This is a genomic window from Novisyntrophococcus fermenticellae, from assembly GCF_018866245.1.
GTDB lineage: Bacteria > Bacillota > Clostridia > Lachnospirales > Lachnospiraceae > Novisyntrophococcus > Novisyntrophococcus fermenticellae.
Map to the genome: position 1 here is coordinate 1908392 of NZ_CP076458.1, position 13137 is coordinate 1921528.

The 13137-nt window shown below is 42.6% G+C and carries 13 protein-coding genes; 2 read left to right on the plus strand and 11 right to left on the minus strand.

The window, feature by feature from the left end:
• Nucleotides 1-89: 89 nt before the first annotated feature.
• The 7 genes from KNL20_RS08625 to KNL20_RS08655 form a co-directional block, all read right to left on the minus strand.
• The gene (locus tag KNL20_RS08625; RefSeq protein ID WP_230397380.1) at nt 90-611 is read right to left on the minus strand and encodes a hypothetical protein; all 522 of its coding nucleotides are present in this window, start codon (nt 609-611) and stop codon (nt 90-92) included.
• Nucleotides 608-1462, minus strand: coding sequence for a metal ABC transporter permease (locus KNL20_RS08630; protein ID WP_230397381.1), 855 nt, complete (start codon nt 1460-1462; stop codon nt 608-610). The genes KNL20_RS08625 and KNL20_RS08630 overlap by 4 nt, the downstream gene beginning before the upstream one ends.
• On the minus strand, nt 1459-2172 hold the full coding sequence (locus KNL20_RS08635) for a metal ABC transporter ATP-binding protein (RefSeq protein ID WP_230397382.1): 714 nt from the start codon (nt 2170-2172) through the stop codon (nt 1459-1461). The genes KNL20_RS08630 and KNL20_RS08635 overlap by 4 nt, the downstream gene beginning before the upstream one ends.
• 19 nt (nt 2173-2191) lie before the next feature.
• Nucleotides 2192-3169: a metal ABC transporter substrate-binding protein gene (locus KNL20_RS08640; RefSeq protein ID WP_230397383.1), complete on the minus strand. Its 978-nt coding sequence runs from the start codon at nt 3167-3169 to the stop codon at nt 2192-2194.
• A gap of 115 nt (nt 3170-3284) precedes the next feature.
• Nucleotides 3285-3584: a hypothetical protein gene (locus KNL20_RS08645; protein WP_230397384.1), complete on the minus strand. Its 300-nt coding sequence runs from the start codon at nt 3582-3584 to the stop codon at nt 3285-3287.
• Nucleotides 3585-3856: 272 nt separating this feature from the next.
• Complete coding sequence (locus KNL20_RS08650; protein WP_230397385.1) at nt 3857-4843, minus strand: uroporphyrinogen decarboxylase family protein; 987 nt, start codon at nt 4841-4843, stop codon at nt 3857-3859.
• Between the two features lie 50 nt (nt 4844-4893).
• Complete coding sequence (locus KNL20_RS08655; RefSeq protein ID WP_230397386.1) at nt 4894-6072, minus strand: MFS transporter; 1179 nt, start codon at nt 6070-6072, stop codon at nt 4894-4896.
• Between the two features lie 262 nt (nt 6073-6334).
• On the opposite strand from KNL20_RS08655, the gene KNL20_RS08660 reads away from it, so the two are divergent.
• Nucleotides 6335-8002 carry a S8 family peptidase gene (locus KNL20_RS08660; protein WP_230397387.1) on the plus strand — a complete coding sequence of 556 codons (1668 nt, stop codon included), beginning with the start codon at nt 6335-6337 and terminating at the stop codon, nt 8000-8002.
• Nucleotides 8003-8055: 53 nt separating this feature from the next.
• On the opposite strand, the gene KNL20_RS08665 is transcribed toward KNL20_RS08660, so the two are convergent.
• The 4 genes from KNL20_RS08665 to KNL20_RS08680 all read right to left on the minus strand — a co-directional run bounded on the left by KNL20_RS08665 (nt 8056) and on the right by KNL20_RS08680 (nt 11771).
• Entirely contained in the window at nt 8056-8463 is a 408-nt protein-coding gene (locus tag KNL20_RS08665; protein ID WP_230397388.1) for a VOC family protein, read from the minus strand.
• 15 nt (nt 8464-8478) lie between these two features.
• On the minus strand, nt 8479-9369 hold the full coding sequence (locus KNL20_RS08670; protein WP_230397389.1) for a DegV family protein: 891 nt from the start codon (nt 9367-9369) through the stop codon (nt 8479-8481).
• A gap of 130 nt (nt 9370-9499) precedes the next feature.
• Complete coding sequence (locus tag KNL20_RS08675; protein WP_230397390.1) at nt 9500-11071, minus strand: hypothetical protein; 1572 nt, start codon at nt 11069-11071, stop codon at nt 9500-9502.
• Entirely contained in the window at nt 11064-11771 is a 708-nt protein-coding gene (locus KNL20_RS08680) for an ABC transporter ATP-binding protein (RefSeq protein WP_230397391.1), read from the minus strand. Before KNL20_RS08680 ends, KNL20_RS08675 begins: the two co-directional genes overlap by 8 nt.
• A gap of 245 nt (nt 11772-12016) precedes the next feature.
• Between KNL20_RS08680 and KNL20_RS08685 the strand changes: the two genes are divergently transcribed.
• Nucleotides 12017-13066: an NAD(P)-dependent alcohol dehydrogenase gene (locus KNL20_RS08685; protein WP_230397392.1), complete on the plus strand. Its 1050-nt coding sequence runs from the start codon at nt 12017-12019 to the stop codon at nt 13064-13066.
• Nucleotides 13067-13137 lie beyond the last annotated feature (71 nt).

A 13137-nucleotide genomic window follows, 5' to 3' on the forward strand; every position in this document is an offset into this window, starting at 1 on the left:
ACCACTCCTTTCAATATAGGGTATACTATAACTCCAAAATATGTAGAAGTTATGGAGAAATGAAAGAAATACCCCTTATCCGGCTATTATCAGGAAAAGACTATTTTTGAATTCACCAACCGGCAATACTGATACTCCCCTTCTTTATAAATTTCAAAGGTACCTGTGACAGAAATCTCAGTTCCCACTTCAGGGTAGTCATCCGGATAAACAGAATCACCAGCTAAGACAAACTCTAATCCCTGCTGACAGCAGGCAGTTGCATCCGCAATAACTACCGAAAAATAACGATCCCCTCCATAGTTATAGTCCGAATCCGGATCGGCTTCATAAACCGTAAATTGCCCACGCATTTTTACCGTTTTTCCGATATAGTTCTCCGGTGTGACCATCATGTTGTAAACTTCAGAATAGACCATTGTACTGCTAAGCTGTGTCAGGTCAACATCTGCCATCCCATCATCTGCGGCTGCTGCCCCTTCTGTGACTGTAATATTGGCAGGAAGAGCATCAGAAACTGTTTTGGGATTCTCCTTTCCTTCTGAGCACCCAACCAGTGCCATTAGCAGTACAAAAGCAATGAGCTTTTTGATGATGCTTTTTCTGTTCATTTTCTTATACCTCCTGCCACAATTCCTGCCAGAGAAAAAAATGCAAAAGCCACAATATCCACGGCTACGATTGTAGATCCTACCGGGGTTCCCGCAAGAATAGAAATCAAAATGCCTGCTAAAGCACAGAACACAGAAAGTACCGCCGAGCAAATCGTAACAGCCTTGAAATTCTTAAACACCCGCATAGCAGACAGTGCCGGGAATATCACCAGCGCAGAAATCAGAAGTGACCCTACAAGATTCATCGCCAGAACGATAATTACAGCAATCACAACGGCAATCAGCAAGTTATAGGCCCCGGCATTGCTCCCTACCGCCTGTGCAAAGGTTTCATCGAAGGTTACTGCAAAAATCTTGTTATAAAATAAAATGAAGATTGCAACTACCAGCACAGACAGTCCGGCACACAACCATACCTCACCTTTGGTCAGTGTCAGAATAGAAGTAGAGCCAAATAGTGTACTGCAGACATCGCCCGACAGATTTGATGATGTGGAAAATAAATTCATCAACAGATAGCCGATAGCCAGCGCCCCAACTGAAATCATGGCAATTGCGGCATCCCCTTTGATTTTAGCGTTCTGTCCTGTTTTCAGAAGCAGTACAGCACACACAACCGTTGCCGGAAGAACGAACAGTATCTCATTGCTCAGATTTAATATGGCTGCAATTGCCATAGCTCCAAATGCCACGTGGGAAAGACCGTCCCCGATAAAAGAAAAGCGTTTTAATACCAGTGTCACACCGAACAAAGATGAGCAAAGGGCAATCAAAACACCCACAATCAACGCATAGCGGACAAACGGATATCCCAGATATAATGCCAGCTTTTCAAAAAATATATTCATTGCCGCGCACCTCCTTCCATAAATAGAAACTGCTTTCCGGAATTGCTTTTCAGATAGTCTTCTTTTGTGCCAAAGAAAGTCGTATCCGATATATGCAGAATGTGGCTGGCGTAGGTAATTGCCGCTTGTATATCATGGGAAATCATAAGGATGGTAATACCGTCTTTACGATTCAGCTGCTCAATTAAGCGGTACATTTCGGCAGTGACTTTCGGGTCAAGGCCGGATACCGGCTCATCTAAAAGCAGCACCTTTCTGGTTGCACAAAGTGCACGGGCGAGCAGCGCCCGCTGCTGTTGACCCCCGGACAATTCCCGGTAACAGTGACTTCCAAGATCTTCCAGCCCCATTTTTTTTATATTTTCTTCTGCCAATGCTTTTTCTTCCCTGTTATAGAATGGCCGAAGGCCGCAGTGTCCCTGACACCCGGAGAGAACAACCTCTCTAACGGATGCAGGGAAATCCCTCTGAACCATGGTCTGCTGCGGTAAATAGCCGATCTCGTTTGACTTCAGTCCGTCACCTGTCATAATGTTTCCGCTGATGGGCGGCTGTAAGTGAAGCAGGGCTTTCATTAATGTAGATTTTCCGGAACCGTTTTCTCCTACAATGCAGAAATACTCTCCGGCATGGATTGAAAAGCTGAGATCTTGCACGATGGCCTTGCCATCATACCCCAGCGTCAGATTTTGACAGGTAATAAGTGCCATGTTCTATCCCTCCTCCTTTTTATTGCAGCGCTTCTTTCAACACGGACAGATTACTATCCATGACAGAAAGATATGTCACGCCGTTTGCAGCATCCTCGGAAGTGGCAGACTGCATGGAGTCGAGCGTTAAAATATTCTGGTCCTTCGTCTGTGTATTATCTATGATTGTCTGAGCGATTTTCTGATCAGAGCTTTCAATCGTCAAAACACACGTTAGCCCCAGTTCCTCTGTCTTGCCGGCAAGGAAAGCGATTGTTTCAAAGCTGGCCTCAGTTTCCGCGGAGCATCCGACAAAAGCAGCATAATAAGAAAGCCCGTAATCATCCACCAGATACCGGAATGGAAAACGATCGCCAAAAAGCAAGGTCTTCTGAGAAGAGGCATCTAGCGTGCTCTTATAGTCTTCATCCAGAGACGCCAGCTTTTCATTATATGCAGCAGCATTATTTTGATATTTATCTGCATTTTGTGAATCAATTTCTGCCAGATTATCTGCAATCTCATGCACGAACACCTGTGTATTTTTTAATGACAGCCATACATGTTCATCATATTCAGGACCTTCCTCCTCTGCACCGGACTCTTCTCCTTCTTCACTTTCCATGCCCTCTACGAGTTCTTCTTCCTTTGCAGAGCTGCCAAGCACATCCAACAGATTGATTACCCGCATATTCTTGTTTGTGGCTTCCTGTAACGCATCCTCCACCCAGGCATCAGACTCACCGCCAACATAGATAAACAGGTCACAGGTGGAAATTTTTAAGATATCCTCTGCCGTGGGCTGATAGCTATGCAGATCAACACCATTATTCAGCAGCATAGTAAGTTCTGTATGGTCCGCATCAGCTCCAAGAATTTCACGAACCCAATCATATTCCGGGAAAATAGTTGTTACGATTTGAAGTGATTTTTCCTGACTATCATTTTCATTGCCACAAGCTGACAATAGAAACAAAGCCAGTGCTCCTGCCAGAATTATAGAAATATATTTTTTCATTATCATGAACCTCCAGATTTTTTATTGCAGTCTAAAAAAGGGTGCAAAAATACAAGGAAGCAATTATCCCGCTTAAAACTGAGTAGAATATGCCCTTGTCAGTGAAAGTTCTTATTCAATTGTTCATTCTCACCTTTTGGCTGATAGGGGTAATACATGGTATTACAAATAACGCTGTAAAACAGCATAGTACAGCCGGAAAAAAAAGCGATACAATGATAAATGGCTCAGTTAAGCCATTGCCCAGCTGCTTCAGCGACTGTTCTGCATGGTGAATACTTGCACAGACATGACAGCCTTCTCCCGTACAGGCATGCTCTGCCTCTTCGGTAATAAAGAGTATAGAGAAAAGCGTGACAAACAGAACAGCCATGCAGGTCACAAGTGCTATGGTACGCTGTTTCTTTGTATACATACGCTTCTCTCCTTTCCAAATTCTATATTGTTTGACTCCCGTCAATTGAAAACTATTTTTATAGTATAGCACTTGTTCTGAAATGTCAATATGGGAATCTTAAATGTATAGAATCGTGACTCCTGAAAAGCTGATTTCTCCTGTCAGTGTAACCTCCGAAATTCCATCCGGAATGTTTTTATTCTTTTCTTCTATTCCGCCAAAGGAGGTATTCAAGTACTTTAGTATGAAAAACCGGAATCTCCAAAAGGAAACTCCGGCTTTTTTATTATTTAAAACATTTTCTTTGACATTTCATCAATTGCTTCGGAAACAGCCTCATAAACTCCCGGATATGTACTTTCAGGTCCTCCCATGGTGGTTCCGGGTATATAATACAGTTTACCACATGCTTTGCACATCTCTTCCACTTCATTCATAATGTTTTCTTTCGACCAGTCTACCCGGTCTACTATACCATTGTCAATCCCTGCATGGAAGGATATCTGCCCCCCGTACTTTTGAACCAGTTCGGGAACATTATTCGTAGACATGACTCCCTGCCAGATATTAATGCCTGCATCAATCATATATGGTACCAGATTGGCTGCATAAGAATCGCTGTGGTGTACAATCAGTTCTACGCCATTATTTTTCCAGAAACCGTAGATTTTCTTATAGGCCGGCGCTATAAACTCCCCAAACATATCGGGTGAAAGGAAAGAGGAGCGCTGACTTCCCCAGTCATCATGATGAAACAAGGCATCCGGATGAAGATGTTTTATAATCTCTGCGGCTGCAGATATTTCATAGTCCACCAGAAAATCAATCAGTTCATGCATAGCCTCAGGCTCTTCATAAAATGCCATCATTGCTTCTTCCATCCCCATCAGATAATGGAGCTTTTCAAAGATGCCCGGTCCCACAAATGGAGCTACAAACTGCTCATTCCGGTCAGCATCCTCTGCCATCGCTACAAATGGAGCCCATTCCTCATTATTAAAATGTATCTCCGGTGCTTTTACATAATCGCGCCATCTGGTCACATCCTTTATGACTTTGAATTCTTCGCTCGTATCGGGGAACGGACCGGGTACGTTTTCCGGAAAACGAATCATAACACCCCAACCATTGCGTCCGCTTCCTCCCTTTGGACAGTTTCCTAAGGATGCCAGTGTTGTCGGATCATATACCAACTGAAGATATTCATATTGGTTTACAAACCGATCCGGATTCCCCCCATGGATTGTTTCCAGTAAATTTTGTCTTTTTGTTAACATAATATAACCCTCCCGTCTTTTTTCTAAAATGCAAAATTAACAAATCAATATTACGCTTCAGATTTTTTTTGTGGTTTCGCTTTAAATGGATTATAAAAAATGAAAGCAACAGCTGTTACAAAGAATATCACAATTTCTACTATAATTGCACTATACATATTTTCTCCGATAACTCCCTTTAGGATTTTCAGCCAAAAGGAACTGGCAAATCCTCCCAGATTCATAAGTGCCATCAATATAGATGTAGCCGCAGCTACGGTCGCCGGCGGAGTACAAATTCCTATCCAGGCAAAAAACGTCGGCATAATGATAGAGAATCCAAAACCAAGCATCATCAGCCCGGCAGTCATCACTGCAGCCTGACTACCCGTATAAACCAGAAGTGCTCCTACACCACACAGAGCATATCCCAGTGTCAGACACCACCGCTGCGCGATCTGGAAAATCTTCCCGAACAGAAAACCTGCTACGCAGCCCGCTACAGTATACATGGACAATGCGGTTGCTGCTGCTGCCGCACCTCCGGCATCTCTCTCGGCAAATAACACCGACATGTTCATCATAACCGGATAATTCAACATATTAAAGAGGAAAAACAAAATTGCAATTCCCCATACTGCACCGCTTACTTTTTCCTTTGGCTTTACACCCACATCTTTTGATGCTGCCGGTGCAGTTTCCGGTTCCGGAAGGAAAAACGCCATAATTAAACCAATCAGACTGAATGCATGACCATAGAAAGTATAATTCCATCCGATTTCTGCCAGGCCGCCGCCCAGCAACTGCATAATAATACCTCCGGCATTCATGAATAAAGTTCCATAACCCAGCATTGATGCCTGTTTCTGTCCATTATACAATCCAATAATCAAGGCATTGCCAAGAGGTGCCATCAGACCAAGACCGAACCCGAGAATCGCTCTGCAGACCAGGGTTCCTGTATAATTATCAAAAAATGCCGGCGCACAGCCTCCCGCCAGATAAAGCAGACTGGCCACGATAGCCAACGTACGGTACTTCACCTTTTTTCCCATAACCCCGCCTGCAATAAAAGTCGCGATTACCACGAACAATGTGGGTAAGGTGGAAATCCAGGATACATCTTTTCCCTCAAAATGTGCCGCCAGAGTGGCCATGGCTGGAGTCACAATTGTCACTCCCATAGATACCAGGAATAAGGATAAAATGGACGCTGTACTGATTGGACTGACCTTGTTTTTCTCTTTCATAAATATCCCCCTTTTATAATGTAACATCATCTTATAGTTCTTTCTATTCCGTTTCACTCTAAAATATTATACAAAATATTATTTGGGGATGCTATGTGTGTTGCGTACGAATTTGGTATAAGATAAAATCAGTATTTTTGTACGATTAATATGTACAGCCTTTCATGAACATCCTCATACCTATGTGCATAAACTATCTTCAAATGCACGCTGGTATAGCCGTTCATATGTCGCCTATACGAGTCAGAAGGAAGAATAGCTTATGCATAAAGTTATGAATGAAAACTATATCGATTTACTTGTAGATACTTCATTACTCAATGAATTAGGCAAAGGATATACACTTGAAAGGCTAAATGATAGATATTCGATTCTACATTATCCTGTCAGCAAGTTGAACATGTGCCATCTTGGCTACCTTCCCTATCACGTGTTTCCAACACTGTATACATTAAATTCGGCAATCAGTCTTCAAAAATCCGGTGTAACCAGTATTCAGGATAACAGCAACTTTTCTTTATTCGGAGGCGGTGTCTTGATTGGTTTTGTGGATACCGGAATTGATTACAGACATAATGCCTTTTTAAAGTCTGATGGTACCACAAAAATATTTTCTATCTGGGATCAGACGGAAGATGACGGAACGCCTCCTCCCCAATTTACTTTTGGGTCGGAATATAATCAGGAAGTAATCAATCTGGCTTTACTGAACAACGACTCCTTTGAACTTGTCCCCACTACAGATGACAACGGGCATGGTACCATGATGGCTGGAATTGCTGCCGGAAACCGGAATCAATCTGCCAATTTCGGCGGCGTCGCACCAGAAGCAGAGCTGATTGTTGTAAAACTTGCACCTGCAAAGCAAGCAAATAAGTGGATTTTCAGTATTCGGGAAGACGCCCTCTGTTACCCTGAAACAAATATCATTGCCGGCATTCACTATGTAAGGGAGGTTGCAGAACGGCTCAGGCGGCCTTTAATCATTTGCCTTGGTATAGGCTCGAGTCAAAGCGCTCATGATGGACAAAGTGCATTAAGTTGGTATCTGAATACTCTGGCCACCTATCCAAGAGTTGGCATATGCACATCCGTCGGCAACGAAGGAAATAACCAAAGACATTACCGCGGAAATATGAATGCAGGAGAGGGTTCAAAAAAAATCGAATTTAGTATCGACGCAGCTGATTCCCAATTCCCTCTGGAACTATGGCAACCCTCTCCTAACAGACTGACATTGGAATTGAAATCACCCACAGGGCAGCATATACAGAGTCTCAATCCCGGCTTTAACAGATGTTATGAACACAATTTTATTCTCGAATCCACAAAAGTCTACCTCAACAATTTTATTATGGAAGAAGAAACCGGAGATCAGTTGATTCTAATGAGGTTTGAAAGTGCACAAGCCGGAATCTGGACTTTACGTGTAACAAATCTCGACAGTATTGACACTCACTTTAATATCTGGATGCCTTCAGGGAATATTATTACCAACAGAACACATTTTCTGGAACCTGATCCATTCACTACAGTAACATCGCCCAGTAATGCTGCTAACGCAATATCCGTTACCGCTTATAATCCGCTGGAAAATAGTATTCTGCTCACCTCAAGCCGGGGCTTTTCCACCAACAACACGATAACACCTGATATCGCTGCTCCGGGTTACAACCTCAGCTGCCCGATTCCCGGGCAGGGTTACGGCACAGCTACGGGAACCGGTGCTGCGTCTGCACATACAGCTGGAATTTTGGCATTACTTATGGAGTGGGCTGTCTCAAAAGGAAATTATACAACCATTACCGGCAGAGACCTCAATCGGTTGATCATACGGGGAGCACGCAGGGATCCCTTCCTCACCTATCCCAATCAAATCTGGGGCTATGGAAAAATTAATATTTCCGGAGTATTTGAAAGTCTGATTTAATAAAAAAAGAAATTCACACTCTTTTCTGTAAGAACTGTGAATTTCTTTTAGATTTAAGATAAGTATTGACTGAATTCTATCCTTTCCCTGTTTGGCCCTTCGATTGTAAAGAACCTCACCCCATTCTCCCAGAACGGAAGAAAATGTATCTCATCGTTCAGGGTGTTCAATCCCAGCAGGCCCACTTCCTTATATATTTCTTCAACATCTGTCACGTCGATTGCCACGTGATCTATCGCACCATACTCCATCTTCACGTCTTGCGCCTCATAAGCTTCAATCACAAGGTTTTTCAGCCTAAAAAAAACCACTCTCGCATGTTCCTGTTCGTTCACAGTCTCGAATGCAATATCGAATCCCAGCTTTTCATAAAATTCAATCGTAGCCTGCATATTCTGTGTAGGTATTCCTACATGTTGTATCCCTGTCAAATAGTTCTGCATCTTCTGTCTTCCTGTCATCTGTATTCCTCCTGATTAACTTTTATTGTCTATTAAGTCAAGCCGGTATCCGCCTGATCTCTCATTAAAGAAAAAGACTCCAATTCCGCTCATACCCAGATGGACCCCCAGCACTCCGCCGATTTCTGTAATTGCCGTCGCACATTCCGGAAGAGACTTTTTAATCTTCTCCTCCACCTTTTCAGCCAACAGCCTGTCCCCTGCATGGGCAATCGCAATCAGCTGCCTTGAGAAAGCTCCCGAACGTTTCTTTACTTCCTCTGTTATGAGAGCAATTGCCCTTTTTTCTCCACGCACCATGCCCTTAACAATCATCTTCCCTCGTTCCACATCAAGCCACGGGCGAATATTTAATACACTTCCCGCAAGACCAAGCGGCTTACTGATTCTTCCACCTTTCACCATCCAATTTAAATCAGCAACTGTAAAAATATGCTCTACATGGTCAATCATAAATCTGATTTCCTTCAGAATTTCATCCATGGTATGCCCTGCTTCCGCCATCTTCAGTGCCTGGAGCACAATCAATCCCGTCGCACAGGAACCTCCCTGCGAGTCCACAATCTCCATTCTTATATTATCGTATTCCGCTTTCAGTTCTTCTGTTATAACCGCTGACAGTGAAAAGCACCCGGACATCTCACTGGAAAAGGAAAGGTATATAAAGTCCTCACCCCTTTTACAGCAGTCTTCAAAAGCATTTCTCATCACATCATAAGGGACTTGTGCCGTCTGCGGAAGAATGTCCCGCCGCATCCAGTCATACACCTGTTCTATTCCTATATCCACTCCATCCAGATAGTTCTGTCCGTCAACTGTAATCACCAGAGGTAATGTAATCAAATCATATCCTCTTAATAACTCTTCTGCAATGTCACAGGTACTGTCTGCTATAATCCGAATCATATTTTCACCTGATTTTTCTTTTTATGTTGGGGTCAGAAAGTATTTTGCCCCCTGATACCTGCGGATTGCTACGCACTTTGTGACCCTGGTATCTTTTATATTATATCACTATCCATAAAGAATAGCTATACTACATCCTGATTTTAAAGGTTTTCGGCGCCAGCCTGTAAATCAGGATACACGCTATGATACTGTACAGGATGCAGAAAACAATTGTCATCACTCCAAACAATAATGTCTGCATGCGCAGTTTCGTCATATAAAAACAGAACAGGTACGTCACTGACATCACAATCTGATAGGTAGCGCTTTTCAGTTCCGTTCCCGCATTGTAAGGCTGGAGCAGGTAATAAACAGTGAGATAATGTACAGAGAAAAAGAGACTCATGGCAGGAATTGAAACAATCAGTACCACATAGTTCACCGGATTATCCGTACCTCCCGAGAAAAAGAGAATAAGAGAGAGTCCGATTCCAATAATTACAGCCGGAACCGCATTGATTTTCATTATCTCACGCAGGCGGATCTGGAAAAGCTTCAGCATGAATTTGGGTTGTTTATAAAATGAATACGTCAAAAGGCTGTGGTCACAATTCATAAACAAGGCTCTGGTAAATCCCGTGCCACGATTGATTGCATACATAATAAATACAAAATAAGGCAGCCAATTCAATATCAGCTCGTTGATTTTCTTCTTGATTTCCGGTGCCAGATACAAGGTCAGCAGTACACCACAAATGAGACCGGCACATACAAAAGCAATTTTTTTCGTAGCATTCCAAAGTATTTTCTGATGGCGCTTGATAAAAAGTTCATTGAGATATTCATAGCCCTTTCGATTACTGCTGATGGATATATCCGTGGAAATTGTCTTTTCACTGGCTTTCTTCGTGTTCTGTGCAACTGTATCCATCTGATTTATCATCTGGGAAAGCATCTGCTGATTTATCTCCCGGTAGTCCTGAAAAGAAATAAGCTTTCTGATACCAACTGCTCCTGCCGGAATAAATACGAGCATCAATACAGCAGAAAGAATACCCGGAAGAACAATTCCCGCAGCAGGCAAACCATATGCCGCACCTAAAAGAACCGCGGTACACAACCACAGATACTTACTGATTTTATTCTCGTTATAGACAAATCCACGCCGTTCATAGTCCCAAAGGGAAAAGGCCGCAATCGTCAATTTCACTCCTGCAATTGAAAATGGAAGCAGCAGGCAAAGCCAGACCGGAAGACCTCTGCCCATTCCAAGCCAAAGTATAAATGGAGTAAAACCAAGGATGACCTTGATAATGGAGTAGGTATAATTGACCAGCGTATATTCCCTTGCATCCATACGCATCAGAATCATGGCATAGTACTTGTCTCTTGTAGGATTAAACAGGCTGGTATTCGTAAATGCACCAATAATCGTCAGAAGCAGAAGAATATGCAGAAATACCTGATCACCAGGTACCTTTCTGTACAGTGAACCGATTCCGGCTACCATCGTGAGCAGATATAAGAGCTTTCCCAAAAAGACGGATATCAGCTCCCAAAGTACGGAAAGTACATTTGCAAAGATTTTTAATCCCCAGACTTTATACAGTGCTTCCGGTAACAGCTTCTTTACAAGCGGAATCTGTTTCAGAGAATACAGGATGCTGTTCACATGATATGTATTTTTCAGGGAAAAGGAAATCTGTAGAGTTCTATTCATATCCTTCCTCCCTCAGTGCAGCAATAATTTTATCTTTAAACCCGCTGCTGTCCAGGTTGGATTTTTCCACCACCTCAAGCTCACCATGACTGAGTAACACAATTTCATCGCATAAATCCAGAGCCAGATCCATAATATGTGTTGAAAAGATCGTAATGCGGCCCTGTTTTAAAGAACGCAGCAGCTGCTTCATCTCTTCGGCTACAACCACATCGAGTGATGTCAGAGGCTCGTCAAGAAGAAGAATGTTCGGCTCTGCAATAATATTGATAAGCATCTGCATCTTATTCTTCATACCATGTGAATAATCCTTCAAGAGCTTATCGCGATCCTCCGGAGCAATTTTCATATACTCAAAATATTCGTCAATAGATTCGGGACTCTGGACAGACTTCTCATTGATATCCAGAAAGAACTTAAGAAACTCTCTCCCTGTCAGGAATTCGGGTACTGTAGGGGTTGACAGTACGTATCCTATGTCTTCTGCCACAACTTCACGACGAACTCCCTCCGATACCAGGTAAAAACTGCCGCTATCCTTTTTGATGTCCCGATTCAGACAATTGAACAATGTGGTTTTCCCTGCACCGTTTCTGCCCAATAGCCCATAGATTTTACCCTCTTCAAAAGTAAAATTAATATCTCGAAGCACCTCCTTTTTCTCAAAATGCTTCGATAAATGCTCGATAACAAAATCCATATATCCTCCTGTACTATATCATTGTGAAATTTAATCCTTTATTTTTATTATAGCAAAATTGTTTATACAAAGGAACTGGCTGGAGGCAGTTTTTTTGTATATCAATATATATTGATTGTTTATAGGGAAATTGTATCTAAAAAAGTACACTATGACTCCAGAATTGAATTGCCTAAATTTATTTTAAGCCTTATAATGTAGAAGTAAGATATTTTTTTAACAATCTTGTTAAGGAGGTAACAATATTGAAAGGTTATGGAATGTTTTCAATCAATAATGCCGGATGGATAGAAAAGGACAGGCCCGTGTGTGGTCCGTTAGATGCTATTATAGAACCTATAGTTGTGGCACCCTGCTCTTCTGATACACATGTTCTTCATGGGGGATCCGGTGAAAAGAACAATCTGATTTTAGGACATGAAGCTGTTGGTAAGGTTACTGAAACCGGAAATCTGGTAAAAAATTTTAAATCCGGAGATATCGTAGTGGTGCCTTGTTGTACACCTGACTGGCTTTCTCTGAACACGCAGGGTGAGTACAATGCTCATGATGAAGGACTTATGGCAAGTTTTAAGTTTTTAGGTTCAAAAGACGGCACTTTTGCGGAATATTTTCATGTAAATCAGGCTGACGCCAATCTTGTACTGCTTCCTGAGAAGGTCGCTCCTGAGGCTGCTATTATGACTGTTGATATGATGTCCACAGGCTTTCACGGCGTTGAAAATGCAAATGTAGGTTTTGGAGATACTGTTGTTGTAATCGGCATTGGGCCTGTCGGTTTGATGGCTGTTGCAGGAACAAAATTAAAAGGCGCAGGCCGGATCATCGCGGTCGGAACCCGTCCGAACTGCGTTGCCATCGCAAAAGAATATGGAGCAACGGATATTATCAGCTACAAAGATGGCGATATTGTGAATCAGGTACTGGAATTAACAAAAGAAGGCGCTGATTCTGTCATCATTGCCGGAGGAAATGCTGAGACTTTCCGCCAGGCCGTAGACATGACAAAACCCGGCGGCTATATTTCCAACGTTAACTTCTTCGATATCACAGACACATTGTCGATGCCTGCCTATTCATGGGGTCTTGGAATGGCAAATAAAACAATTCGCGGCGGTTTTTGCCCCGGAGGTGCATTACGGATTCACAAAATGCTGGAAATGCTGGAGCACGACAGAGTAGATACAACGAAACTGATCACGCATACATTCAGAGGTTTCGATAAGATTGAAGATGCATTCAAACTCATGGATGAAAAACCAGGAGACTTGATTAAACCCGTCGTTTTCATTTAAAATAAGGAGACAGGACTCTCACCACTTCCGTATTGAAAGCAAAAATTATATGAAAAGAATAAATCCATAAA